At 42.3% G+C, this 26,313-nt stretch carries 25 protein-coding genes and 1 tRNA gene; 16 read left to right on the top strand and 10 right to left on the bottom strand.

Going from position 1 to position 26,313, the window contains the following annotated elements; translation table 11 throughout:
* Window positions 1-39: 39 nt before the first annotated feature.
* Window positions 40-732, bottom strand: coding sequence for an arylesterase (locus BM386_RS13795; protein WP_091695495.1), 693 nt, complete (start codon window positions 730-732; stop codon window positions 40-42).
* Between the two features lie 206 nt (window positions 733-938).
* Here BM386_RS13795 and BM386_RS13790 point away from each other — a divergent pair, with 206 nt between their 5' ends.
* Both BM386_RS13790 and BM386_RS13785 read left to right on the top strand, forming a co-directional pair.
* Window positions 939-1,616, top strand: a complete 678-nt coding sequence (locus BM386_RS13790; protein ID WP_091695320.1) for an ABC transporter ATP-binding protein — start codon at window positions 939-941, stop codon at window positions 1,614-1,616.
* Window positions 1,609-4,131 carry an ABC transporter permease gene (locus BM386_RS13785; RefSeq protein WP_091695317.1) on the top strand — a complete coding sequence of 841 codons (2,523 nt, stop codon included), beginning with the start codon at window positions 1,609-1,611 and terminating at the stop codon, window positions 4,129-4,131. The genes BM386_RS13790 and BM386_RS13785 overlap by 8 nt, the downstream gene beginning before the upstream one ends.
* 608 nt (window positions 4,132-4,739) lie before the next feature.
* Here the strand turns inward: BM386_RS13785 and BM386_RS13775 are convergent.
* From BM386_RS13775 to BM386_RS13755, 5 genes are all read right to left on the bottom strand, one after another.
* Window positions 4,740-6,836 (bottom strand): ABC transporter permease, encoded by a 2,097-nt coding sequence (locus BM386_RS13775; protein ID WP_139235916.1) that lies wholly within the window; start codon window positions 6,834-6,836, stop codon window positions 4,740-4,742.
* Window positions 6,833-8,356, bottom strand: a complete 1,524-nt coding sequence (gene tnpC / locus BM386_RS13770; RefSeq protein WP_091695309.1) for an IS66 family transposase — start codon at window positions 8,354-8,356, stop codon at window positions 6,833-6,835. Before tnpC ends, BM386_RS13775 begins: the two co-directional genes overlap by 4 nt.
* Window positions 8,357-8,431: 75 nt before the next feature.
* Window positions 8,432-8,746, bottom strand: a complete 315-nt coding sequence (gene tnpB, locus BM386_RS13765; protein ID WP_170857099.1) for an IS66 family insertion sequence element accessory protein TnpB — start codon at window positions 8,744-8,746, stop codon at window positions 8,432-8,434.
* Window positions 8,747-8,778: 32 nt separating this feature from the next.
* Entirely contained in the window at window positions 8,779-9,072 is a 294-nt protein-coding gene (gene tnpA, locus BM386_RS13760; RefSeq protein WP_091695304.1) for an IS66 family insertion sequence element accessory protein TnpA, read from the bottom strand.
* Between the two features lie 26 nt (window positions 9,073-9,098).
* Window positions 9,099-9,545 carry an ABC transporter permease gene (locus BM386_RS13755; protein WP_139235915.1) on the bottom strand — a complete coding sequence of 149 codons (447 nt, stop codon included), beginning with the start codon at window positions 9,543-9,545 and terminating at the stop codon, window positions 9,099-9,101.
* A 186-nt stretch (window positions 9,546-9,731) separates the two neighbouring features.
* On the opposite strand from BM386_RS13755, the gene BM386_RS13750 reads away from it, so the two are divergent.
* A complete protein-coding gene (locus BM386_RS13750) occupies window positions 9,732-10,190 on the top strand; it encodes a hypothetical protein (RefSeq protein ID WP_091695299.1) in 459 nt (152 codons plus the stop codon).
* A gap of 87 nt (window positions 10,191-10,277) precedes the next feature.
* Here the strand turns inward: BM386_RS13750 and BM386_RS13745 are convergent, their stop codons facing one another.
* Window positions 10,278-11,468 (bottom strand): ATP-binding protein, encoded by a 1,191-nt coding sequence (locus BM386_RS13745; protein ID WP_091695296.1) that lies wholly within the window; start codon window positions 11,466-11,468, stop codon window positions 10,278-10,280.
* 275 nt (window positions 11,469-11,743) lie between these two features.
* On the opposite strand from BM386_RS13745, the gene BM386_RS13740 reads away from it, so the two are divergent.
* Window positions 11,744-13,030, top strand: a complete 1,287-nt coding sequence (locus BM386_RS13740) for a hypothetical protein (RefSeq protein WP_091695294.1) — start codon at window positions 11,744-11,746, stop codon at window positions 13,028-13,030.
* Window positions 13,031-13,141: 111 nt separating this feature from the next.
* Here the strand turns inward: BM386_RS13740 and BM386_RS13735 are convergent.
* The 3 genes from BM386_RS13735 to BM386_RS13725 form a co-directional block, all read right to left on the bottom strand.
* Window positions 13,142-13,223, bottom strand: a tRNA-Leu gene (locus tag BM386_RS13735).
* 89 nt (window positions 13,224-13,312) lie between these two features.
* Window positions 13,313-13,612 (bottom strand): putative quinol monooxygenase, encoded by a 300-nt coding sequence (locus BM386_RS13730; RefSeq protein ID WP_091695291.1) that lies wholly within the window; start codon window positions 13,610-13,612, stop codon window positions 13,313-13,315.
* The gene (locus BM386_RS13725; RefSeq protein ID WP_091695288.1) at window positions 13,612-14,382 is read right to left on the bottom strand and encodes an SAM hydrolase/SAM-dependent halogenase family protein; all 771 of its coding nucleotides are present in this window, start codon (window positions 14,380-14,382) and stop codon (window positions 13,612-13,614) included. Before BM386_RS13725 ends, BM386_RS13730 begins: the two co-directional genes overlap by 1 nt.
* 107 nt (window positions 14,383-14,489) lie before the next feature.
* Here BM386_RS13725 and BM386_RS13720 point away from each other — a divergent pair, with 107 nt between their 5' ends.
* The 12 genes from BM386_RS13720 (at window position 14,490) to BM386_RS13665 (ending at window position 26,262) form a co-directional block, all read left to right on the top strand.
* On the top strand, window positions 14,490-15,479 hold the full coding sequence (locus BM386_RS13720; RefSeq protein WP_091695286.1) for a PhoH family protein: 990 nt from the start codon (window positions 14,490-14,492) through the stop codon (window positions 15,477-15,479).
* The gene (locus tag BM386_RS13715) at window positions 15,448-15,882 is read left to right on the top strand and encodes a GNAT family N-acetyltransferase (protein WP_091695283.1); all 435 of its coding nucleotides are present in this window, start codon (window positions 15,448-15,450) and stop codon (window positions 15,880-15,882) included. Before BM386_RS13720 ends, BM386_RS13715 begins: the two co-directional genes overlap by 32 nt.
* Before the next feature lie 35 nt (window positions 15,883-15,917).
* Complete coding sequence (locus BM386_RS13710; protein WP_091695280.1) at window positions 15,918-16,490, top strand: DUF3575 domain-containing protein; 573 nt, start codon at window positions 15,918-15,920, stop codon at window positions 16,488-16,490.
* Between the two features lie 458 nt (window positions 16,491-16,948).
* Entirely contained in the window at window positions 16,949-18,883 is a 1,935-nt protein-coding gene (locus BM386_RS13705; RefSeq protein ID WP_091695277.1) for a ComEC/Rec2 family competence protein, read from the top strand.
* Between the two features lie 62 nt (window positions 18,884-18,945).
* Entirely contained in the window at window positions 18,946-19,719 is a 774-nt protein-coding gene (locus BM386_RS13700) for an enoyl-CoA hydratase/isomerase family protein (RefSeq protein WP_091695275.1), read from the top strand.
* A complete protein-coding gene (locus tag BM386_RS13695) occupies window positions 19,720-21,642 on the top strand; it encodes a RecQ family ATP-dependent DNA helicase (RefSeq protein WP_091695272.1) in 1,923 nt (640 codons plus the stop codon).
* On the top strand, window positions 21,635-22,243 hold the full coding sequence (locus tag BM386_RS13690; protein ID WP_091695270.1) for a hypothetical protein: 609 nt from the start codon (window positions 21,635-21,637) through the stop codon (window positions 22,241-22,243). Before BM386_RS13695 ends, BM386_RS13690 begins: the two co-directional genes overlap by 8 nt.
* A complete protein-coding gene (locus BM386_RS13685) occupies window positions 22,230-22,781 on the top strand; it encodes an NUDIX hydrolase (protein ID WP_091695268.1) in 552 nt (183 codons plus the stop codon). The genes BM386_RS13690 and BM386_RS13685 overlap by 14 nt, the downstream gene beginning before the upstream one ends.
* Window positions 22,781-23,218, top strand: a complete 438-nt coding sequence (locus BM386_RS13680) for an acyl-CoA thioesterase (protein ID WP_091695266.1) — start codon at window positions 22,781-22,783, stop codon at window positions 23,216-23,218. The genes BM386_RS13685 and BM386_RS13680 overlap by 1 nt, the downstream gene beginning before the upstream one ends.
* A gap of 41 nt (window positions 23,219-23,259) precedes the next feature.
* Window positions 23,260-23,973 carry a tetratricopeptide repeat protein gene (locus BM386_RS13675; RefSeq protein WP_280141012.1) on the top strand — a complete coding sequence of 238 codons (714 nt, stop codon included), beginning with the start codon at window positions 23,260-23,262 and terminating at the stop codon, window positions 23,971-23,973.
* A 1-nt stretch (window position 23,974) separates the two neighbouring features.
* Complete coding sequence (locus BM386_RS13670) at window positions 23,975-24,940, top strand: L-threonylcarbamoyladenylate synthase (protein ID WP_091695263.1); 966 nt, start codon at window positions 23,975-23,977, stop codon at window positions 24,938-24,940.
* A gap of 122 nt (window positions 24,941-25,062) precedes the next feature.
* On the top strand, window positions 25,063-26,262 hold the full coding sequence (locus BM386_RS13665) for a phosphoglycerate kinase (RefSeq protein ID WP_091695260.1): 1,200 nt from the start codon (window positions 25,063-25,065) through the stop codon (window positions 26,260-26,262).
* Window positions 26,263-26,313 lie beyond the last annotated feature (51 nt).

Genomic DNA, 26,313 nt, shown 5'->3' with positions numbered 1-26,313 from the left:
TAGCCTGCTTGCTCTGAAGTGCACAAGGGGCAATAGAATTTATTCAATTTCTTTTTCTATAAAAGGCCAGATTGTCTCAAAGACAATCTTGTGTCCTTCTTCAGTCGGGTGAATACCATCCGGCAGATTGAGCTCTTTGATTCCACCGACATTTTCCAAAAGAAAAGGAATCAAGGCTACATCTTTCTCCTCAGCCACAGCAGGGTAGATTTCGGTGAATTCTCTCGCGTATTCAGTTCCCATATTTGGAGGGATTTGCATTCCTGCCAATATGATTTTAGTGTCAGGGTATTTTTCCTGAACCTTGTCGATGATGAGCATGAGATTTTTCTTGGTTTCACTCAATGCTATTCCCCGAAGTCCATCATTTCCCCCAAGTTCAAGCACAAACACGTCTGGTTTATCTTCCAGAAACCAATCCAATCGCGCCAGACCTCCTGCGGTGGTTTCTCCACTCAGCCCACCATTGATTACTCTATATTTCAATCCCAGACTATCGATTCGTTGTTGGGTCAAACCTGCAAAACCATCTTCCGGATCGATGCCGTAGGCGGCGGTGAGGCTATTGCCAAAGAAAAGAATTGTTTTTTGATCTGATTTTGTTTCTGTCTCTTTTTCAGCAATTACTTCTTGCTTGGCAGTTTCTTCCTTCTTTTCAGAACAAGAAAAAAAGGTTAGCCCGATTAGCAGTACCGTAGGTAGGACGTATGAATTAAATATTTTGAATCGCATGGAAATCTCACTTATGAATTGTAAAACTATATACCCAAAAGGATTTCTGAGCAAAAGGTTCGTCATTTTTAATAAAAATCAGGATTCTAGCACCACTGCTAAAAGGTTGTTTGTGGATTATTGACGCTATTGCTATCTTCCAAAACTATCCAGAGGCTTTGCCGTTAAGCTTTAATTCACCTCATTTTCCCATCTTAGTTCAACACATGAATATTTTATCAGTCTCAAACCTTAGTAAGGTTTATCAGAGCGGTAGTCGGAAGCTTACCGTATTAGATGAAGTTAATTTTGATATCAAAGCAGGGGAAATCATCTCCATCGTAGGTCCGTCTGGTAGTGGGAAAACCACCTTACTTGGGCTGTGTGCCGGCTTGGATTCTGCCAGTACAGGCATGGTGAGCCTGAACGGCGCCAATTTACAAACCATGGACGAGGATCAAAGAGCTGCGGTGCGTAATCAGCACGTAGGTTTTATTTTTCAAAATTTCCAGTTGCTTCCTACCCTGACTGCCTTGGAAAATGTGATGGTTCCACTTGAGTTGAAAAAAAGGAAAGATGCCCGCGCAAAAGCACAGGAGTTACTCGAAAAAGTAGGTTTGGGCAATCGTGCCACACATTATCCCACCCAGCTTTCTGGTGGCGAACAGCAGCGTGTATCGATTGCAAGAGCTTTTGCAAACGAACCCAAAATCCTTTTCGCAGATGAACCAACTGGGAATCTGGATACAGAGACTGGAGAAATGATCGAAAAATTGATTTTTGACCTGAACAAAGAGCAGGGTACCACACTCGTTTTGGTGACCCACGACTTGGAGCTTGCAGCCAAAACTCAGCGCATCATTCATATCAAAGGCGGTAAAATACAAGAAGAAGCACATGCCTGATTTTGGATGGATAATGAAGATGGCTTTCCGGGATTTCCGGAAAAATATCTCAAGACTTTTGCTCTTCGTCAGCAGTATTGTAGTCGGAATAGCCGCACTGGTGGCAATCAGTAGTTTTGGAGAAAATCTCACCAAAGACATTGATAGTCAGGCCAAGGAGCTTTTGGGGGCGGATTTGGTGCTGGAAAATAATCAGGCCTTGGGAGATCAGCCCATAGATTCTTTGGCTGTAGAGATAGCTTCTGAGGTGAATTTTGCTTCCATGGTGGCTTATCCAGCTACTGGCGCCAGTCGCCTGACACAAGTGCGAGCGTTGGAAGGGGCTTTCCCTTTTTACGGAATGTTGGAGACTATACCGGTAGCCGGTGATGCTGATTTCAGAAGTGGAGGGAAAAAAGCTTTGGTAGAAAAAGCACTTTTAGCACAATTTAACGCCGAAGTAGGTGATGTAATTAAAGTAGGGAATGTAGAGTTTTCGGTGGTAGGCGAGCTTCAAGCTGTGCCAGGGCAAACCGGAATTACAGCGACTGTAGCCCCTGCGGTATATATTCCTATGGAATATTTGGAAGAAACTGGCCTGGTACAGTACGGTAGCCGGGTGAATTACAACCGGTATTATCAGTTTGCTCCAAATACAAATGTAGATGAATTGATCAAGCCGTTTGAAGATCAGTGGGAGGTTGACCGCGTGGATGCAGACACTGTGGAGGATCAAAAACGCTCCACAGGCCGTTCATTTGCTAATATGTCCAACTTCCTGAGCTTGGTGGCATTTATCGCATTGCTGCTTGGCTGTGTGGGCGTGGCTAGTGCAGTGAATGTGTTTGTAAAGGAAAAATTGGGTTCCGTGGCCGTCTTGCGATGCCTTGGGGTTTCTTCCAGAGATGTGCTGTTGATCTATCTAGTCGAGATCATGATCATGGGGATGGTGGGAGCAGTGCTAGGAGCTTTTCTGGGTACGTTATTGCAATTTGTCTTGCCAGCGGTTTTTGCGGATTTCCTTCCGGTGGAAGTCTCCTTTGGGATTTCTTGGCTTTCTGTAGGCTTTGGAGTGATCACGGGATTGTTTGTATCGGTGTTATTTGCGCTTTTGCCACTGCTGAAGGTGAGGAATGTGTCACCCATGGCTACCTTGAGGCCTGAAACTGCAGATACCAGTTTGTTGAAGGATCCACTTCGATGGCTGGTGATCTTAGGCATTCTGGCATTTATTTGGGGATTTAGTTTTTACTTGCTAGATAGAGTTGATTTTGCATTTGGATTTACTGGATTTGTGGTTTTTGCCTTCGGCATTCTCTGGACAGTAGCCCAGGCGATCATTTGGGCTGTTAGAAAGTTCTTGCCGATATCATTCACCTACACGTTGAGACAGTCTTTGGCTAACCTTTACCGGCCAAATAACCAGACCGTGTCCTTGATTGCGACGATTGGCCTGGGGACAGCTATGATTTCCACCCTCTTTTTTCTCCAAAATCAACTGCTGGAAGAAGCGAGATTTGCCGATAAAGAAGACCAGCCCAACATGCTGATGTTTGATATACAAACGGCTCAACTGGAGGAGGTCAAGGCTAAAATACTCTCCCGGGATCTGCCGATAATGCAGCAGGTTCCGATTGTGACTATGAATCTGAATGCCATCAATGGCATAGACAAGCAGGCCAATGAAGAATTGCCGGATGAGGAGGATTATTCCCGATGGATTTACAATCGTGAGTTTCGGGTGACTTATCGTGACTCATTGATTTCATCAGAGACGCTGACTTCAGGAGAACTCATTCCGGTGGGAGCCAGGGGAGATAGTATTTTTGTGAGTTTTGAAAAAGGATTTGCAGAAGGCAATGGGCTGAAAATAGGCGATCAGATTGAGTTTAATGTGCAGGGCCGTCCGATTCAGACATTTGTAGGTAGTTTTCGGGATGTGAAATTTAACCAAGTTTCCACGAATTTTCTGGTGCTATTCCCAGATGGAGTATTGGATCAGGCGCCGAAGTTCCATGTGCTGATCACCAAAACCAAGAATGACCGAGAGGCAGGAGATGTGCAGGCTGAGATTGTACGTCAGTTTCCTAATATTTCCATCATCAACTTGGGGACTATAGTAGCGACTCTGGAGGAGATTCTGGGTAAAATCAGCTTTGTGATTCAGTTTATGGCCTTTTTCAGTATAGCTACGGGAGTTTTGGTACTAATCAGTTCACTGATCATCAGTAAGTATCAGCGGATGCGGGAGAGTATTTTGCTGCGGACGCTCGGTGCAAGTTCAGCCATCGTCAGTAAGATCAATACACTGGAATATTTCTTCTTGGGAAGCTTGGCTTCACTTTCGGGGATTGTATTATCCTTCGGTGCGACTTGGCTTTTGAGTGAGTTTGTGTTTAGTATTCCATTTCGCGGAGCATGGTTAGAAGCATCTATACTTTATCTGGCGATCACAAGTTTGACCATAGTTTTGGGATGGCTAAATGGCAGGAAAATCATTAACCAGCCTCCAATGGAGATTTTGAGGGGGACTTAAATGGTTAGGTTTCCATCTGGGTACAGTATATTTATTTGATATCGGCTTAATTATTAATGCGCATAGAAAATTGGGTTTTTCATTTGTATTGTGGATTTCTAATTCTGTGTTTAGGCATATGGCTAGAAAAAAGAAGGGATAAAAAAACCAAAAAGTGGTATCATGGAGGGTATATTCAGCTTCAGTACAAGTGGGGGATTTGGGCAATAATTGCTTGTGGGCAAATTATTATTTGGCAAGGGATAATGATTCTGGTCGGGATTAATTGGATTCCAATAATAGGTGTATGTATCTTATTTGGAGGAGCTTATTATTTATTTCAGTCTTTAAGATCTTAGAATGAAGTTTCCTGGTACAATAGGGTTATAAGAAATAAAGGCTTTGCAATCGGCCTTATATTAGTTGGGATTCTTCTAATTGTTTTAGGATGGTAACTGGCAAAAATTTATAAGGAATTAAATTAAAGATGTAAAATTTGAAGGGCTCACAGAAGTGCGGGTCTTTTCCATTAATAAAGATGCCTGTTCTAAGTGATTCCCAATTCTTCATCTTTGATGATGTACACAAATCAATGCTCTCTGAATTATATGTTCATTAATTTTTTTAGGCTATTCGTATCTGAGCAACTTAGATGGATTGATCATGGAAGCCTTAATTATTTGAAATCCAACTGTTAAGCAGGTGATTGCTAATATCAGGGCAATAGGAAGCAGATATATCCACCAGTTAATTCCAATTCTGTATGGATAGTTTTCTAGCCACTTTTCCATTGAAAACTTAATAATCGGAATAGAGAATACGCCAGCTATGACGACCAAAAAGACGAATTGCCTAGAGAGTAAAACAATTATTTGACTTACAGAGGCTCCCATGATTTTTCTAAGTCCCACTTCCTTGATTCGTTGTGTTACCGTCAGAAGTGTGATTCCGTAAAGTCCCAAACCGGCTACCACTAAGGCAAGGAGAGTAAAGGCTCCTAGGAGCAGCCCGAATTTCTGATCGGCTTGATATTGACTGTTGAAAAAGTCATCTAGAAAGAAGAATTCAAATGGCTTGTCAGGAAACACTGAGTTCCAAGCCGCTTGAATCAGTTCAACTTGTTCCTTTGCATTAGTACCGTTGATTTTATCAAATTTGACAGAGACATATTTGTAAGGAAAGAATGTAGATGTATACCCGATTGGGTAGTTAGCTTCTTTATAGGAAACTGCTCTAAAATCTACAACTCCTACAACTTCAGCTTTTGCAAGTGTCCTATTTCCCCAATTGACTTCTTGTCCTATGGCATCTTCTGGGTTTTCAAATCCTAAAACCTGAACAGCTTCCTTGTTTAATATTATCGAGTACTGATTGTCTAAACCTTGAATAAAATTTCTTCCTGCAATTAGTTCAACATCAAATGTGGGGATAAAATCGTAGTCCATTCGTGTGAAATATAGCGTCACCAGCTCTTCTTGGTTTTTGGAATGTCTGAAATTAGGCATTAATGACAGATGCTCTTTTCCAGGTATATCATACGAAGCTGTAATTCCTTTTATTTTTTGATTTGCACTCAGTTTATCTCTAAAGGTTGAAAGCCTTCTTGTGAAAACTGAGTCCGAACCTGGAGGTCCAAAAGTAGCTTGAGTGTTGACTACAATTGTGCTTTCTATATCTATTCCAAGACTGCTGTTTTTCATTAAACTTAGTTGTCTGTAAACGACAGTAGAAGCTGCGATCAAAGCAATAGATATCACAAATTGAAATACCACCAAACTATGTTTCAGACTTAGAAATGATCCCTTAGATTGGATCGAATGGTTTCCCTTTAGTGCAAGAATAGGTTTAATGGATGATGTAATAAATGCTGGGTATAATCCAGCCAATGCACTTCCTATTATAATTGCGAGCGCAGTTCCAAGTATAAATCTAGGATTGGAGAAAATAGAAAGTGCCGATTGTCCCCCAATAAATGAAGAAACATAAGGTGCTAACAAATACAAGAAAATGCAAGAAAGAGAAAAAGCCAGCAGGTTCATGACCAAGGATTCGGTTAAAAACTGTTTGATAAGCTGGGATCTTCCAGAACCAATCACTTTTCTTACTCCAACTTCTTTAGATCTTTCCAGAGAACGGGAAATTGATAAATTGATGAAGTTGATCCATGCTATCAGCATTACAAAAATAGCGATAGTCAATAGTGTATAAACGATTTTCAATTCATTGTTAGCGTCAACTTCAGCCAGTAAATTGGAGTTTAAATGGATTGAGGTTAGTGGCTGAAGTGAGAAAGCTGAATTGATGTTGTTGTTTTCTTCGCCAGCAATATATTTCTCGACAAATGCCGGGAACTTTGATTTCAATGCTGCTAAATCGGCATCAGGGGTCAAAAGTAAGTAGGTGTAAAAACCATCCCACCTCCAGTTTTCATTATCACCACCATCCGATTGACTCGTCACTTCCTGCCAAGCAAAAAGGAAATCAATTTTCATGTGAGAATTCTCAGGAATATCCTTAAACACACCGACAACCTTATAGTTTTCTGCATAATTATGACTGATGATCTTTCCGATTGCTGACTCATTTCCAAAGTACTTCTTGGCAGTAGATTGAGAGATCATCGCAGTCTTTGGCTCCAACTGTTTGATTTCTGAATTCCCTTCTATGATAGGAAAGGAAAAGGTATCCATCCGAGGAACCCATAGTATTTGGGCTAGGAAATTCAAAGAATCGGTTTAGGCCTATATTGTTTCCAGTTTGAGGGAAGAAGTTGGTGCAGGTCTTTTTGTTTAATGCTCTGGATTCTTTCCAAGACATCCTTCAGCCATTCAAACTCATTGATGTTGTTCTTTTTGCAGCTGGCCATAAAGGAATACATCCCTGCTGCCATCTCGGCTGCCTCATGGGATCCTGCGAAGAGGAAATTTTTTCGACCGATAGCCAGGGGTCTCACTGCATTTTCTATCAGATTTGAGTCAATCTCCATCTGTCCATGGAGCTCATAGGCACTCAGTCCCGCCCATCTTGGCAGGGTATAGTCGATGGCTTTTCCCATCGGACTGTCGGGTCTGTACTTGTATTGGTTTTCCTTCAGCCATTTCTCCAGCCTGTCCAGGACAGGACGTGCGTGTTCCTTTCTTTCGGCTGTCCGTTGCTCCCAGCCCAGTTCCTGCTCCCTCATCCGCTTCTCCAGTGCATACAGCAACTGCATTTCATCCAGGACATAGTTGGCCTGCTTCTCATCATCTTTGACCGCATTGACAAAATAGCGTCTTGCATGAGCCATACAGAATGTCAACAGGATATCCGGATGGTCCGCATACAGTGAATCATAGACAATGTATCCGTCCGTCTGGAGAATCCCCTTAAATCCGGCAAGCATTTCTTTGGGGCCGGAACTATCCCGTCCCTTTCGGTAGTCAAACAGGACAAGCCTGTCCACAGGGGCATGGTATAACCACATGTATCCTTTATGGATCCCATTTTTACGGTCCCTGTCCAGCACCTTTAGGGGGCTTTCATCCGCCTGGAGATATTTATGGGAGAAGACGACCAGGCGGAGCAACTCCCAGAGTGGACTGAGCTGCTCCCATCCCCGCATCAGCCAGTCTGATGCGCTGGAAGCGGGGATCCGGACTCCCATTTTACTGTATTTGTCGATCTGCCGGTGCAGCGGCATCCCATACACGTATTTGTCAACAGTGAGCTGTGCAACGACCGATTCGGAAGGGATACCCTTTTCGATTACCCGGTCAGGAAGCATACCGATCAGAATGCCTTCGCCATTTGGTCTGGCGTACTTTGGACGCACATACCGTTTTACATAGAAAAAAGCAGGCTCGATTTCCAATACCTCGGTCACTTCTTCCCCGATCTTTGTGCAGCCTTCGGTGGACTCAGACGGCTCTATAATGATCTCTTCCCTGGTCAGTTCTTCAGGCAGGCTCATACGGCCGGTCCCCTTGGCCCGTTTCTTCGGTGCGGGTTTCTGCTGCTCCACCGCGCAGGACAGCTCTTCCTGTACCGACTGGGTGACACCGAGTTCAAACAGACCCATCTGGTTGTCACCGGCACTGCCGTTGCGTTTCTCGCTCTTAAACCCAAAAATATACCTACGGAGTTTATCCAGCTCGAAGCCCAGATCGGCGATCACATGGTCTTTTTCAGCAAGGATCCCTTCTTTTTCGGACAGCACCAACAAGGTCTCTTCATACAGCTTTTTGTAGTCCGTCTCCTTGTTTTCCATGACCTGAATATACGCCAAAAAAGTGGCTAAAACAGTATTTAAAGCCACTTTTTGCCTAAAATAAACGGACTATTTTCACCCTCTTTTTAAGGGGTTATAGCGCTTTCTGTAGCTCACCGAAACCAGCTTTACCCCCTGTAAAAGCAGGTTCAACTGACCGCTTGTGACCGCGTTTCCAGACAGTGCAGGGCGCTCGAAAGTACCCTGTTCAAGCTTTTTGATGTACATGGCAAAACCGTCCCGGTCCCATTGCAGAAAGCGAATCTGGTTGGAGCGCTTCCCTAGGAAAACAAATACGTCCCCGTTCATCGGATCAAAACCAAGTTTGTTACGCACACGCCCGGAAAGCGAGTTGATCCCAAAACGCATGTCTGTCGGTTCATGGTACATGAAGTACCTCACTGAGCTTGATAGGGCCAGCATCAGCCCACCAGCTCACGGACAGTTGCCACATCTACTGCCCCAAACAGTTCCACACAGATTCCGGATGGATAATTGATTCTGGCTACTGGACTTGCTGCGATATGATCCATCGGAATAATCGAAAAAGGGGAAGGAGAAGTTGAACTGACCGAATCGGTCTCAAACTTCTTACACCAATAATAGAAGGTTTGCTTTGGGATGCCTGCTGCTGCGGCAAAGGTGGCCTTGCTCTGACCGGATTCCTGCCACTTGCAGAACAGGGAGAAATACACTTCGTTGTTTATCTTTTTCATCCTGCAACATTATATATTCAGGATTCCTATATCAATATGGGCTTTATCGGACGGATACAGGAAAAGACTTCAAAGAATTTTCCTTTCACGTGGTAAACTTCCTTTTCGGGGAATCGAAGCATTTCACCATTATCTGCCAAGTGAGTCATGACTATGTCTGATTCATTGCTAATCCTGAACATAGTTGTGTAATCTTCAACTTCAGAATACTCATTCATCATGGCTTCGCCAGTAGGGATAAATGATTGAGCTTTTTGGTATTGGAGTTCACCATCAATATAGCGGTCATGCTGAACACGATAGATGCGGTCTGATTTCTCGTGAAAGCGGTCGTAGCTAAACTCAAACCGTACGTATTGAAAGATGATCAGGGATGCTGTCATTCCCAATGCAAGGCCAAATAAATTAATGGCGCTAAAAACTTTATGCTTTAAAAGATTCCGATAAGCAACTAGAAGGTAGTTTTTCCACATTTTATTTTGGCTTTAGTTGAGAGGGATTAGTTGGTTTCTACTTTCGTGCCAAAATAATGATTGTTAAAGACTTGCTGATTCACTATTTTCCTTTTGTCGAGTTAAGATTTCGGGCAAAAATGTTCGGTTGCGAACAAAAGTAAAGAATAGTCAAGTTGGATAGTCATACTTAAACATTTCAAATAGATGCAAGCATACATCAACCACCTCCTAGAAGATATCGCAGCAGCTCATCGTCCGGATGATTTTTTTAGTAAATCCAGAAAGAACACTGAAGAAGAAGACTTGGAAGAATCTCTTCGCGAATCTGAAATGTTTGTTAGTCAGGAGAAACGTGCTGGATTTGAAGGCTACTGCGGTCTAAAGCGGGAGAGCTTTCCACCCAAAGACCAACTCTCTGAAGAGCAATTGACACAAGTTACAACGGCTTTTGTAGCGATGATGAATACTTGGAATTTGCAGGTGGCATTTCCGGATGATCTTCCGCAACAAAGGCGCTATGAGCTGCTCATGGATATTTTAGTGGGACCGGTAATGATTTTTAAGCATGGGTTTTATTGCTTTGACTTTTGTACAGGGAATTCTGATGGGTGTGAATTAGGTGAATATTGTCCTTGCTTGAAAAGTGAGTATCATAATCCTTGAAAGGAATTGCCTGGTTTGATAACTCTTCCAAAGTTTTGAACTTTGGAAGAGTATTTAGAGTAGAGTAGGAAGGTCTAGGGACTACTATCATTCTGCCTTAGCGATCATCCCCAGAAATTCAATCAACCCAACTACTTCAATATCACCTCGCATTGGGAACCTGTCTGCACCTGAATAAACCACAAATTTTTTGGTTGCGCCTATGTCCTCACAGGCTCTGTGAAAACCTGATCTGATTGTCGGAGCACTGGATTTTTTGATTTCTATTCCCCAGACTTCGTTTGATCCAAATTCTAGTACCAAGTCTATCTCTGCTTGATTGCTAGAGCGATAGTAGCTGGCTGTCCAATTTGCAGGAAGCTGATTAAGGATGTTTTCCATAACAAATCCCTCCCAACTCGCTCCAACTGCCGGATGTCCTAGCAGCTGATCGAATGAGGCGATGTTTAGCAAACTATGCAATAGGCCGGTGTCTCGAATATATACTTTTGGGGTCTTTACCAGTCGCTTTTTGGTATTGCCGGACCACGGATGAACTTGTCTCACCATGAAGAAATCCTGAAGTATATCCAGGTAGTTTCTCGCAGTGGTGTGGCTTACTTCCAGACTTTTGGCAATCTCAGTCAGCACAGCCTGCTGCCCGTGGTAATGAGCCAACATAGACCAGAAGCGCTTCATCCGAGTGGCCGGAACTTGGGGGCCAAAGAGCGGAATGTCCTTTTCTACATATGTGGAGATAAAGTCCCTGCGCCAGTCTTGACTCTGGGTTTCGGATTCTGCGAGATAGCTATCCGGGAAACCACCACGAAACCAAAGCTTTTCCACGTTAAATCCCAAAGGATCGTTAAGATGAAGTTCCATGGCAGAAAATGGATTCAGTTCCAAGTACCGAATTCTTCCTGCAAGAGATTCAGAAGATTGTTGCAAAAGATCTCGTGAGGCAGAGCCCAACAAAAGAAAATGACCAGCACGTTCTCCATTTCGCTTACGCAAATCCACCAATGCCCGAATCACTGGAAAGAGTTCTGGTTTCCGTTGCACCTCGTCGATCACCAAAAGCTGATTTTCATAGCGTCTTAAATAGCTTTCTGCATCATCGAGTTTCGCCAAATCAGAATTTAGCTCCAAGTCCAAATAATGGATGGGCTTGTCCAGTGTAGTCCTTGCCAGATCTAAAGCCAAGGTAGTTTTACCTACTTGTCTTGGACCTAGAATAACTACAACCGGCATGTTTTTCAAACTGTCGATCAGCTTACCTTCTAATATCCTTGTGACCATCTTCTTTGTATTTGAGTTTCAAATTGCATAAAAATAAACAAAAAACCATGTAATTTGAAAGTTAAGTTTTCAAATTACATGGTTTTTATTAATTATTAAAAAATGAACAGAAAGTGGGGAAGTAGTGAATTCTAGAATTGATTGCTTAAAAACACTCCAATAGTTAATAGTTTCCTTTAAAAACCCTTGCCCACAGCTTTTTAATTTTTCTACTTTACCAAGTATCCAAGTCGGGCTTATTTCATTTATACTAGAACCATCTTCCTAATTTCTATATGTCTCAATTTGATTTTTCAACTTACATTAAAAGCCTTTCAAAAGACCAGTTAGTGGCTTTAGTTTTGAAGTTTGCACCGGAAACGTATCGAGAGCAAATCATGCATCTTCATTTGGATGATGGGAGTTCGAAAAAGGTTTTTGGGAAAATCTCAGATAAGATCAATAGGCTCTTTGATGATGAAGAGTTGCTCTATGAACCTTCTGATTTTGAAGCCTCAATCACGGGAAATGCTGAAAAACTTTCTGCGTTTTGGAACAAATTTCCTCAAGAAACGGGTGAGCTTTTTCTTCATTGTCTCAAAAGAATAAACAACATTCAAGACGAAGGGCTTCTTTATAATAGCTATTACGATGATATCTATAATGGCAGTAGTTTCTTGGAAATTATCCAGCAATACGCTGCAAGTCTTCCTTTTCAGCAGAAAATTGAATTTATCCAAAAAATGGAGCGAGAGTTAGAGTCTTTTAGCTATGATACTTTTTACAGCTATAAGGATGAACTCAATTTAATTTACAATGAAACTGATATTCCAAGGCTGAAATCTCTTTTTCTTGAAAAGGTAGGAATAGAGGATACACCTTTTCGACCTGCTTATTACGAATTTCTGAGACACACTTTTGATATTCAGGAAAAGGAACATGTGCTGACTCATATTTATCATTTGGATAGAGGGCTTAGCTTGGAATTGGCAGACACAATGGTTCAGGTAGAAAAACCTCTGGAAGCGATCCGTTTTTTGGAAGAGTTGAGGGAGTCTAACCCAAATCCTATGTCTTTTTCAGAATCTTTATTTGTCAAATTAATTGAACTGAAAAAGCAGGAAGGTCTCCCAATCAAAGAAGATCTTATCTCTGGACTAAAAGCATACAGAACCCACACGCTACTTATAAGAGCTATAGCGTTTCTGCCAGAAAATAAGTCTGAGTTCGAGGCTGTTTTAGAATCAGTCAGCCACTATTTGTATTTGAAATATTTGATTGGGTTGAATCGGATTGATGAAGCTCACGGGATGGTGATGAAAAGCAAAACACTGGATGAGCATTCGATCCATAAATTTTTTACGGCTTATTTTAAGAAATACCCGCAAGATGCATCCCTATATTTCACTCAATTAATCGATAAAGAACTGGCATATACGGGAAATCAGCACTATGAATCTATTGTCAATTCACTGCAATATCTTCGGAAAGTGGATGCCGAAAAGGCTAAACGAATAGTAGCTATGCTCAAGGTTGAATACAAAAGAAGAAGAAACCTGATGGTGATGTTGGATGGAGTCTAAAACTCTATTTTAAAAGGGAACTGCACTCCAATCAAAATAATCTTTGAAAAGCCCTTGAAAGCTTGAGTACGTGAAAAAGAAAAAGCCCTTCCTTTTCAGAAAGAGCTTTCGTACCCAGAGCCGGAGTCGAACCGGCACGCCTTGCGGCATTGGTGTTTGAGACCAACGCGTCTACCGATTCCGCCATCTGGGCATTCGGTAAGTCTGGCCTTACACCTGACTTGGCTCCGTCACTTGCGTAACGGGATGCAAATATGAGGAAAGATTCTTTTTTCTACAAACTCATTTTTCTACTTCTTCAATCTTTTTTGAGCTAAATGCTATGGGTTTTTCCGAGAAAAGGCTTTTCGTAAAACTCCATACTCCTTTAAAAAGCTCAGAGTCACGGTATTGATTCAAGTGGTCTTCGCTTTCCCAGTGGCTGTGCGTCAGAAAAATAGTTGCATCATTTTCATCCTGCCACAGTTCTAAGTGATGACAACCGGGGAAATTCCGTATAGATTTCTTATTTGAGTGGAAGTTTTCCAGGAAATCAGACACTCTTTCTGGCTTGAAAGTCATCCTCACAATGCGAATCAACATCAGGGATGGAAAGTTACATAGACCACACTGTCATATTTCAATCCCAGCAATTCGCCGCCATGACCATGGTTGATTCCTATCTCTAGCAAATCGAGGCTGTTGAAAAACGCAAAGCAATCTCCCGGCTCTACTTGATCGTAGCCCTTATGCAATTTACTGACAGACTCTCTGCCAAAATCTATAGTGAATTTGCCTGGGTTCAACTTGTCAAAAACTTCCTTGTTGATATTTGTGATAAGGTTGCCATAGCGATCCACACGTAGGACATGTCCGGTGATGCTTTCCCTGGTAGCTTTTGGATGGCGGGACATGAGTTTGCGGAAGTTTTGCAGAGGTCCACCGAAATCATGAATTGCTGCCCCGCTGGCAACTTTCGCAGCGATGGGTGCCAAAATATCTTTTGTCGGAAAGGTAGAATCTTTTAGATGTATGTCAGCAAATTGAACCATTATGCCAGGCTCATGATCGGCAAGAAGGCTCAGGATGCCATTATTTGGCCCTACAAAAATATGTTCTTCCAGCTTGACGCCAATGTAACCATGGGTGATGCTTCCCGTGGTGTTTAGGGATACAAGATGCACTGTTCCTTTTGGGAAATCCCTGAAAGTAGAGCGCAGAACAAACGCCGCGTGAGCTATATCAAATGTCTGGATATTATGAGAAATATCGATGATGTTTAACTGTGGATTTACGGCAAGCATTTTAGCTTTTACTGCCGGTACGTAGTAATCTTTGTCCCCAAAATCTGAGAGGAATGTCACCAATGCCATAGAAGCAAGTCAATTAAAATTTATGTACTTTTGTTTAGGAGGGATTGGAACAAAAATAGGATTTTTATTCTTCTACCTTCAAGGATAATCTAATCAATAATAACAGTTTGGTCGAAAAAGTAATCACGTTAGAAAATGTTCCCTTGGCAGAATTCTTAGGCGAAGCCAATGAGAATATCCGGCAAATTGCCGCTGCCTTTCCCCAAAGTAAAATTATTTCCCGAGGTAATGAAATCAGAATTCAAGGTGGAGCGCCTGAGATTCTGAGAATTAACGATGTTCTCAATTTATTATTGGAACATGTGGATCGCTTTGGTCATATCACGCCAGAAAATGTAAAAGATTACTTGGATGTGGAAGGAGTTCCTTTCGAAGAAGCCAACCGGGACCAGGTAATTGTTTTTGGAAACAAAGGCCTAGTAATCAAGCCAAAATCAGCCAATCAGAGAAAGTTGGTTCAGTCGGCGATGGAGAATGATCTGGTTTTTGCACTCGGGCCCGCCGGTACAGGTAAAACTTACATAGCTGTTGCGCTGGCTGTTCGAGCTTTGAAAAACAGAGAGGTTAAGCGAATCATCATCACCAGACCTGCCGTGGAAGCAGGGGAAAATCTAGGGTTTTTACCTGGCGATCTTCAGGAAAAGCTGGATCCTTATTTGAGGCCGATTTATGACGCGCTTCAGGATATGGTTCCCCCAGAAAAACTGAAATATTATCAGGAAACCCGTGTGATAGAAATTGCTCCCTTGGCCTATATGCGCGGAAGGACGCTGCATGATGCTTTCGTCCTGCTGGATGAAGCGCAGAACACCACCAATGAACAAATCAAGATGTTTTTAACCCGTATGGGACCTAACTCTAAAGTGATTATTACAGGAGATCAGACACAGGTGGATTTGCCGGTAAGGCAAAAAAGCGGCTTAGCTGAGGCACTAAAAATCCTGAAAGATGTGAAAGGAATCGGGGTTGTGAATTTGAGTGGTAAAGATGTGATCAGACATCGATTGGTGAAGTCAATCATAGAGGCTTATGAAAAAGACCATTATAAAAAAGAACTGGAAAAAGATGAGTCTGCAAGTAGAAAAAATAACCAGTGACGAGCAGCTGAAATCCGCGTTCTGGATTCGGACTCAGGTTTTTGTGCAGGAGCAAGGAGTAGATCCTAATGCTGAATACGATGAGCATGAAAGTAGCTCAGCACATTTTCTGGCCTGTTTGGATGAAAAACCTGTGGGAACAGCTCGATGGAGAATCACCCCAAATGGTGTGAAATTAGAACGATTTGCAGTGCTGGAGGCAGCCCGGGGCAAAGGTGTCGGGCAGGCTTTAGTTGCTATAGTTTTGAAGGATATTAATTCAACTCCTGAAACTGAAGGGCTTATTAAATACCTTCATTCCCAGCTTTCTGCGGTTCCGCTCTATTCAAAATTTGGATTTAAAAAAGTAGGAGATATATTTGAAGAGTGTAATATAAATCATTATAAAATGCAATTGGCCTGAGTATTGCCACAGATAAGCCAACTAATTATAGAACTATGAAAAAATCAATTTTTACCCTAGCCTTTATTCTGACATTGGTAGTGTCGGGATATTCACAGGACGTGATCTCAAGCAGCAGCGGTTCGACCCCAAGTAATGGCGGTTTTTCAAATGAAATACACGTTAACTTTCTTACTCTAATTTGGTTTGGTTCCTTGGAAGCAGGCTATGAGCGTTACTTGACAGATGATTCATCCATAGAATTTAAGGCTTTTATCAATGATCGTTTTGGTTTTAACAATGAGAAAAACGGGAAAAAATATAAAACCAATTCGGTTCAGGCATCCATGAATTTTTATTTTGGGGACGATGGCAAAGGAAGGTTTTTCTTATTCCCGCTAGCCAAATTGCGTTTTGGAGACTTCGAAGAGCCTGAAGGAACTGGCGTGAAAACCACAGATATGACAGCGTTTATCTTAGGTGCAGGTGCTGGATATAAGTGGGAATTGTCACAAAATTTTGCTTTTGGTCCGTTTGCAAGTATTGGAAGAAACTTCAGCGATGATGTGACAGATCGTTTTAGCGGAATAGAGTTCAACGCTGGTTTTAACTTAGGATACAGATTTTAATAATCCAATTACAACGAAAGTACTATTGAGAGCCCTTTTTGGGCTCTTTTTTTATGTCAAAAAATTAATCGCAGAGATCGGGGAGTTTTTCGTGCTGCCGTAAATGTCTCCACTCACGGACTTTATTCTCATCCCAAAGCTTTATGCACTTTGTTACTTTATGGTGGAAAGATTTTAGCAGAAAAGACATAAAGTATGCAAAGGTTGTGGGCTACTGAATTTGAAAGTTAGGTGTATTCGTCTGAATGCACTTACTAGAATTAAGTTTGTTTCTAGCTTGAAAACCCCCATAGCCCCCTTTAAGAAAGGGGGAATTACCAAATTTGAACCTCTAGAATTAATTCAAAGCACCTTCGTGCAGGTAACCGGATTCTTGTATTGAAACTTGATTTTTAAACCACCTGCTCCTGCAATTTTTCAAAAAAATGAAGTAAATTAAGTCTTTAATTTTTTAGAAGATGAGATTTGCTGATTTTCCATTTTTGAGGTATTTGCCCTTTATTTTAGCGGGGATCTTCTGGGGTCAAACGGGGTGGTCACCAGGTTTAGAATCTCTGTCACTTCTTCTCGGCTTGCTATGGTTAGCCTATTTGATAGTCATTTCTATTCAGTTAAAAAGTAGAATTGCTTTTAATCCTAGTCCTTTGGCTTACCTGGCACTGATTGCTTTTGGAGCATTACTGGTTCAGAATAAGCAAGTGCATTCTGAATTCAGCCCATCCATTTCCAATGCTGAGTCATATCTGGCTGAGGTCACTATGTACGACCAGCAAAAGCCTAACTCCTTTGAGAATCTGCTGGAAGTGAAATCTGTGCAGATCAATGGTGGATGGCAGAATTCCCAAGGAAAAGTATTAATCTATCATCGAAGTGATAATCCTCTAGTCCCAGGACAAATTCTCTTGGTGAAGAAAAAACCTGAAGGAATAGAAAGACCGAAAAATCCACATGAGTTTGATTACAGGCAATATTTGGCTAGGCAGGGGATTTATTATCGGCAGTTTTTGGGAAAGGATTTTCTGGTGATTGATTCAGTTGGGAATAGTGGTTTTGGTTATTTTTTGGTCCATCTCAGGCATACAATTGGAGAAATGCTGAAAACAAAAATCCCGGATCCGAATTCCTCACAAATTGCGCTTGCATTGCTTCTTGGACAGAAAAAGGAACTTGATCCGACAATCCGTGAGGCATACACCCAAGCGGGAGTCATGCATATTTTGGCAGTTTCAGGTCTTCATGTTGGGATTATTTACGCGCTGTTTATTTTGATACTGAAGCCACTGAAGTTGAAGAAAGACAAGGCCAGAATTTATCTTCTTTTCGTCATTCTAATCATCTGGCTTTACGCTTTTCTTACCGGATTATCGCCTTCAGTGGTTCGGGCGGCTACGATGTTTTCCTTGCTCACCTTTGGCCAGATGCGGGAGCGCAGACCATCGATTTACAATATTTTGGCATTCTCGGCGATCTTGATGATTACCATTAATCCGGACGTGATCTATGAAGTTGGCTTTCAGTTATCTTATTTGGCGGTGTTGGGCATTGTGATTATTCAGCCTTTGATCCTGAATTTGTGGTTGCCGAGGTATAAAGTTTTGGAATATATCTGGCAACTCACGTCGGTTAGTCTAGCTGCCCAGCTAGTGACTTTTCCATTGTCTCTGTACTATTTCCATGTTTTTCCCACCTATTTCTTGCTAGGCAATCTGTTGATTCTTCCGCTAGCTTTTTTGATAATGCAAGTTGGAGTTCCTTTGATGATTTTTGGATGGATTCCTTTTTTGGGAGATGGGCTGGGTTTGGTTCTGAGTTGGTTGATCTGGTTACAAAATTGGATTGCTGAGGCTATTAGACTCATTCCCGGCGGAAAAATGGATAGGCTCACGATGGATTTCCCGGGGATGATATTGGTTTGGGGAATGTTGCTGATCATTGCCAGCTGGGAATATGGCTCCAAAAGGAAATTGACTTGGATGGGATTGTTTCTCCTTTTTGTCTGGGCTGGAACACAACTTTACCAAGAGTTGAAAGTTCCTTCTAAAGAGCTGATCATTTATCAGGGTAAGAAATCTCAGTTGTTCGATTTTTCAATTTCTGGAGATGTGTATTCCTGGAATCAAGGAATTGAAGAAGGGGAAATAAGCTATTCAGTAGATCCAAACCGGGTAAAGAATCATTGGCCTCAGATTTCTAAAAGTATGTCTGGAATTCAGGATTCAACAGGTGGATTAGAATTTTTGGAGGCAGAGTTTAAGTTATTTCCTAAGGAAGAAAAACTAAGATTTTCAGCTGCTCCGAATTCCATCAATTTTTGGTCAGAAGGTAATTGGAGAGCGTTGCCAATTTCAGATTCTTTGTTGATTGATTCCATAGCATACCGCATACTTTTCTGAGATTGATTTTGCAATGCCTGCTATTGAAAGTAACTTGATCCCAAACCCAAATTGCAAGACAAATGAGCGCTGTACTCACAGAGATCAACAATAGAATTGGATACATCAGGTTGAATAGACCTGAAAAGCGGAATGCACTTAGCCCTGAGCTGATTGCAGGATTACATCAGGCTTTTATGGAGATGAATGCTAATGAGGAAGTAAAAATCATTGTGCTTCGATCTACAGGAAAAGCTTTTTGCGCGGGAGCAGATCTGGCCTATTTGCAGCAGCTACAGGATTTTTCTTACGAAGAGAACCTGGAAGATAGCCGTAAGTTGATGGCATTGTTTGATCTGATTTATTGCCTGCCTAAAATCGTGATCGCAGAAATTCAAGGCCATGCATTGGCTGGAGGTTGTGGCTTAGCCACGGTTTGTGATTTTGCGTTTGCTGTGCCCGATGCACTTTTCGGATATACTGAAGTGAGGATCGGCTTTGTTCCAGCCTTAGTTTCCGTCTTCTTGCAGGAGCAGATTGGTGCTGCCAAAACCCAGGAATTATTGCTTTCCGGGGAGTTTATTTCTGCCAGCAAAGCTGCAGAATTGGGGTTGATCACCGGAGTAGAACCCTCGGAGTTTTTAGAAAAATATGTGATGGAATTCGCGACCAAACTGATTACCCAGAATTCTTCTTTTTCCATGGGGAAAACCAAGACACTTTTGCGCGAGCTAAACCAAGAAAGCAGAAGTAAATCTCTGGATCTGGCGGCAGAAACGAACGCCAAAGCCAGAGCCCATAAAGATTGCAAAAAGGGAATTGCTGCGTTCTTAACTAAAACTTCGCCAGACTGGTAAATGCTGAATAGGGCAACAGAAATCCTTCATCAAGTATTTGGACACGCTGATTTTCGGCCAGTCCAGAAAGAAATTATCGAGTCAGTTCTGGCTGGAAAGGATACGCTTGCGCTTTTGCCTACTGGCGGAGGAAAGTCGCTTTGCTATCAAATTCCAGCTTTGACTCAAGAAGGGATTTGCCTGGTGGTGAGTCCGCTGATTGCGCTGATGAAGGATCAGGTGGACGCGCTTAAATCCAAAGGAATTAAAGCTGCTGCCATTTATTCGGGGATGAGTTACCGGGAGATCGATCGTACACTGGACAACTGCATCTATGGGGACTATAAATTCCTGTACGTTTCTCCCGAGCGGTTGAAAGCCGAGCTTTTTGTGGAACGGTTTCGCCAAATGAATGTCAATTTGATTGCAGTGGATGAAGCACATTGTATTTCCCAATGGGGCTATGATTTCCGCCCGCCATATTTGGAGATAGCTTTGATGCGGCCTTATCATCCGAAAGTCCCGGTTTTGGCGCTAACAGCTTCAGCTACTCCGCAGGTTTGTGCGGATATCATGGAGAAGCTGGAGATGAAAAAGGCTGGAGAGTTTCACCAGAGTTTTGCAAGGAAAAATCTCAGTTACTCTGTGCGTTTGGTAGAAAACAAACTTGAGAAGGGACTGGAAATACTTAAGCGAATAGAAGGTTCAGCCATCTGGTATGTTAGAAATCGGCAAGGAACCCATCAAATAGCCAAGGCTCTCGGGCAGCTTGGGATTTCGGCTTCTGCTTATCATGCAGGATTGTCCATGCAGGACAGGGCTCAGCGACAGGATGCCTGGATGAAAAATGAAGTTCGGGTGATGGTGAGCACAAACGCATTTGGGATGGGGATCGACAAGGCGGACGTGCGTGTCGTGATTCACAGTGATTTGCCCGAAAACGTGGAGAACTACTATCAAGAAGCAGGTCGTGGAGGAAGAGATGGAGAAAAAGCCTATGGAGTTTTGCTGGCTAATAATCAGGATTTTGAAACGGTTTTAAAGCGAGCTGAATTGGTATATCCACCAATAGATTTTGTAAAGCGAGTGTACCAGTGTCTGGCAAATTATTACCGAATAGCTGTAGGAAGTAATATGCTGAGCAGCTTTGATTTTGAATGGAATGAATTTGCCAATACCTATGAATTGGGTGTACTGGAGACTTTCTATGCACTAAAACTTCTGGAAGAGGAAGGTTTCATCGGGCTTAGCGAAAGCTATTATTCTCCTTCCAAGATTCATTTCACAGTTGATCCATCTCGCCTTTATGAGATTCAGATTGCTTATGCAAAGCTGGATCCTCTGGTGAAAATCATCATGCGAACGTATGGAGGCAATGTCTTTTCCGAATACATCAAAATCCAGGAAGCTAAGCTTGCCAAGTCTCTGAATATTTACGAAAGTGAAGTCATCAAGTCACTGAAGCAGCTGGAACAACTGGAAGTGATGGTCTATGATCAGCGAAAGGATAAGCCTCAGATCACCTTTTTGACGCCACGATATGACGCTGGGAAACTGCCTCTTAATTTTAAAAGGATAGAACTTAGACGTGCCTTGACTTTGGAAAAGGCCAAAAGTATGGTGACATATGGTCAGCAAAATGAGCTTTGCCGAACCCAATTCATTCAGGAATATTTTGGAGAAAGCACCGATCAAGAATGCGGAGTATGTGATGTTTGCATCGCAAATCGCAAAGCAAATGACCCGAAAAAGGCTGAAAACAAGCTAAAAAACAAGATTCTCGAAACTTTAAGCAGTACTGGCGAGTTGACAGAGAAGCAGATATTTGAAAGTATTCGGCTGCCAGCATCGCAAAAAAACCTTCGTGTATTGCGCATTTTGCAGGATCAGGGATATATTACACAACTGACGTCTGGCAACTACGCAATTTCAACTCATGAGTAATTTTCTCGACGATTTATTCAACAAAGTATTTAAGCCTTCGGAAAAAACTCCGATGACACATAAGGAAAATATTGTGCATAAGGAGTTGGAGATAGAAGATGCACGAAAATGGATCAACTCGAATGAAGGCAAGGAGTTGATTGCTAAGATTGCCAAGTCATACCATTTCAAAACTATCCAAATCGAAGAGCGTCCACAAATTCATATTCTGGATTCTAAGTACGCCAGAGGTTTTGCGATTACCTATGATGATCCCTTGGATGAGCAGACATTTTCACTGCTTTTCTTGGCTTTTGCGCAGCGAGTTCTAGCTTTGGGATATAGGCAAGTGAGTTTGGATAGGAAAATGGAAGAAATAAACGAGCAGGTGAAAATCACCGACAAGTATTATTTCAAACCTCCGCTCAAAGCACTTGGCGAGAATGAGTTGATTTCTCAGTTATTTGGCAATATTGCTATAGAGAAAATCACCGTAAACAACCAGCCCAATTACCTCAAGGTATTAGCGACGTTTTATTCGGATAGGCTATACCAGGATCCAGAACCTTTCGATCAATTTCTTGATCACTTATTTGAAGTAACCAATGATGGACAGAATTAACTTAAGAGAGCAACTAGGAAGATATCGGACACCTTATGAGGAAGAGGCTGGGTTTATTCAGGACTTTTTGGATTTGACCGAAGATCCGATTGCATATGATCGTGAGCGATTGGAAGGTCATTTTACAGCTTCTGCCTGGATAGTGAATCGCAAACGTACCCATACATTGCTTACCCTTCACCGAAAACTTGGCAGATGGCTTCAGTTGGGTGGACATGCAGATGGAAATGAGGATTTGCTGGAAGTTGCTATGAAAGAAGCTGAAGAGGAAAGTGGATTGAAGAGTTTAGAATTTGTTGATAAAACAATTTTTGACTTGGATAAGCACATTATTCCTCAGCGTCCACATGTACCGGAGCATTTTCATTACGATGTGCGATACATTTTGGAAGCGGATCTTTATGAGCCGTTGGTTAAAAGTGACGAGAGCATTTCCTTAGCTTGGGTTGCTTTTGACTCCGTTCAGGATGTGATTGGATATAATCCTTCCATTTTAAGAATGCTGGAGAAAACCAGTAAATCCGAAATCCTTTTGTAATGAATGTTCCTGACCCCGCTCAGTTGGAGCGAGAGATAGATTTTTTCCTACCGATTCAGATCAGATTCTCGGATATTGACGGTTATATGCATGTCAATAATGGGATCTATTTCAATTATTTCGAGCATGCTAGAGCTGTATTCCTAGATCAGGTTTGTCAGTGGGATGTGATGAAAATAGGCTGTGTAGTTGGCCGAATAGAAATGGATTATTTCAGGCCGATTCACATAGATGATACGATCAAAGCTTTGGTGAAATGCAGTAGAATAGGGAATTCTTCTTTTGATTTAGAGCAGTATTTGGTGGGAGAAACCAAATCTGGAGCGCAGTTCACCTTCGCAAAAAGTAAATGCATACTCGTCTCGGTAGATATGAATACCATGAAGCCCATGCCGCTTCCGGAAAACTATAGGGCAAAACTTCAGCCCAAATCCTGATAACAAAGCCGCAATCCTTATCTTTGCGCAAAATTTAAGCTGTGAAAAAACTTTGGATAATTGCCTTGCTTAGTGCAGGATTGTTGGGCTGCAGCCCAAGTGAAGAAGAATTGGTACAAGAGGGAATCCTACAAATGGATGCCCAAAACTGGCAGGGAGCTATCTCGCTTTTTGATCGTGCGCTGGAGATCAATCCAGACAATGCATTGGCGTTGAACGCCAAAGGAGCTGCATTATTCCAAGAGGAAAAATATGAAGAAGCGGTGCCTGTATTCACTGCGTCTATAGAAGCTGACTCGGCTAGTTACAAAGCTTGGTTCAATAGAGGGAATGCCAATTTGAAATTGGAGAATTTCAAAAATGCCGTTTCTGACTACAATATGGCGACCCTGCTCGACCCTTCTCAAACCGATATTTACTACAACCGTGGCCTGGCATTGCTTGGCATGGAAGAATACGAAGATGCATTGCTGGATTTTGACCAAGCACTTCAGGTAGAACCAAATCAAGCGCTGGTTCACTTTAATCGTGGAAAAGCGCTTTTAGGAAATAATGATCCAGGTAATGCCATGAAAGCCTTGACTGACGCAGTCAATTTGGATGGTAATAATGGTGCCGCTTATTACTTGCTTGGTGTGACAAGAATGTCTGCCTTAGGCGAGTCTGAAAAAGAAGAGGGCTGCGCAGATCTGAAGATGGCTCTTCAGCTGGGTTACACAGAAGCAAAAACTTGGATAGACGATTTCTGCGAGTAAAATGGCAGTGATAGGGCAGGACATATCGCAGGCGAAAAGAATTCTGGATGCAGGTGAATTGGTTGCTATTTCAACTGAAACTGTGTATGGTTTGGCTGGAAATGCGCTGAATCCTGTGGCCGTTGCATTGATTTTTGAGACAAAAAACCGTCCTAGTTTTGATCCCTTGATTATACATGTTCCTTCGCTTTTAATAGCGGAAAACTATGTGAGCGAGATACCTAAGCCACTTCGAAGGCTAGCCGAGCATTTTTGGCCTGGTCCTTTGACTTTGCTTCTTCCCAGAAAAAACAAGATTCCTGATATAGTGACTTCTGGTTTGGACAGGGTGGCCGTTCGTGTTCCTGATCACCGGCTGACTTTAGAACTACTAAGTCAACTTGATTTTCCTTTAGCAGCACCCAGCGCAAACCCTTTTGGATACATCAGTCCCACTTCTCCTCAGCACGTGGATGCTCAGTTGGGAGAAAAGATTTCTTACATTCTGGACGGGGGGAAATGCAAAGTAGGACTGGAGAGCACGATTGTAGGCATGGAAGGTGACGAAATCGTAGTTTACCGATTGGGTGGTTTAGAGATCTCGGAAATAGAATCTCTAGTTGGAGAAGTGAAAGTCAAAAGCCATAGCTCATCCAATCCCCAAGCTCCAGGATTGCTGGAAAGCCATTATGCACCGACCAAACCTTTTATTTTGGGCGACTTGAATGATTTGATTTCAGCATACCAAAGTCGTGGAGTTAATTATGCTGTGCTTTCGCTTTCGCAAACATTTTCAAGTTTACCTGCTGAAAAGCAAATCGCTCTGAGTGTAAATGCTGATTTGAAAGAGGCAGCAACACATCTTTTTTCAGCAATGAGAGCCTTGGATCAGTCAAATGCAGCCGTGATTTTAGCAGAACTAATGCCTGAAGAAGGGCTCGGTAAAGCAATAAATGATCGCTTAAAGCGGGCTGCTACGAAAGGATAAATTTCCATTCCTGTACTTCTTAGCAAATTGATCACAGTCGAAAGTCGATTTTTGCCGTAATCTTTGATAAATTCACACCTGATTTTTATCTATTTAATTAATCAAAAGCTATTAACCTTACTATGAACTCTAGAATCAAAAATGTAGATAACCTCAGTTTTGAAGGCAAGAAAGCGCTCGTGAGAGTGGATTTCAATGTGCCTTTGGACGATAAATTGAACGTAACTGACGACACAAGAATTCAGGCCGCACTTCCGACGATCAACAAGATTTTGAAAGATGGCGGATCAGTAATCTTAATGTCCCACTTGGGCAGACCAAAGTCTGGACCTGAGGATAAATTCTCTCTAAAAAACATCGTAGTTGCTTTAGAGAAAGCATTGGAAAGACCAGTAAAATTTGCTCCTGACTGTATTGGGCGTGAAACAGAGGTGCTTGCTGAAGGCTTGAAACCAGGAGAAGTTTTGCTGCTTGAAAACCTTCGCTTCCACAAGGAAGAGGAAAAAGGCGATAAGGACTTTGCTGAGAAGCTTTCCAAACTGGGTGATGTATATGTGAATGATGCATTCGGCACGGCTCACAGAGCGCACGCTTCTACGGCAGTGATTGCACAGTTTTTCAATGATAAAGTTTGCGGATACTTGATGCTTTCTGAGCTTGAAAACGCAGATAAAGTGCTTGGAAATCCTGAGAGACCTTATACAGCAATTATGGGTGGAGCGAAAATCGCTGATAAGATTTTGATCATCGAGCAACTGCTGAACAAAGTTGATAATTTGATCATCGGTGGAGGTATGTCCTATACTTTTGCCAAAGCACAAGGTGGAACTATTGGCGACTCATTACTGGAGGCTGATAAAATGGATTTCGTCCTTGAGCTGATGGAAACTGCCAAAGCAAAAGGTGTTAACCTCATCCTTCCTGTAGATACAGTTATTTCTAAGGCTTTTGCAAATGATGCTGAGCAAGGAATGGCTAACAAAGGAGAAATTCCTGATGGCTGGATGGGCTTGGATATCGGACCAAAAACGCGTGAGTTGTTCTCTGAAGTAATCGCTAACTCTAGGACTATCCTTTGGAATGGCCCAATGGGTGTGTTCGAAATGGAATCATTTGACAAAGGAACAAAGGCTGTTGCCGAAGCAGTAGTAGCGGCGACCAAAGCTGGTGCTTACTCCCTAATCGGTGGAGGCGACTCTGCTGCTGCGGTTAATAAGTTTGGCTATGGAGAAGATGTTTCATTCGTTTCCACAGGCGGAGGAGCATTGCTAGAGCATATGGAAGGCAAAGTGCTTCCAGGTGTTGCGGCATTGGAACCTTAAGAAGAATTTAATTTTTATTGAAAAGCCTGCTTGGAATTTTTTTTTAAGCAG

Origin of the sequence: Algoriphagus locisalis (assembly GCF_900116615.1) — a bacterium.
GTDB lineage: Bacteria > Bacteroidota > Bacteroidia > Cytophagales > Cyclobacteriaceae > Algoriphagus > Algoriphagus locisalis.
The sequence above is the reverse complement of the archived record's forward strand: the minus strand, read 5'-3'. Positions and strand labels throughout refer to the sequence as shown.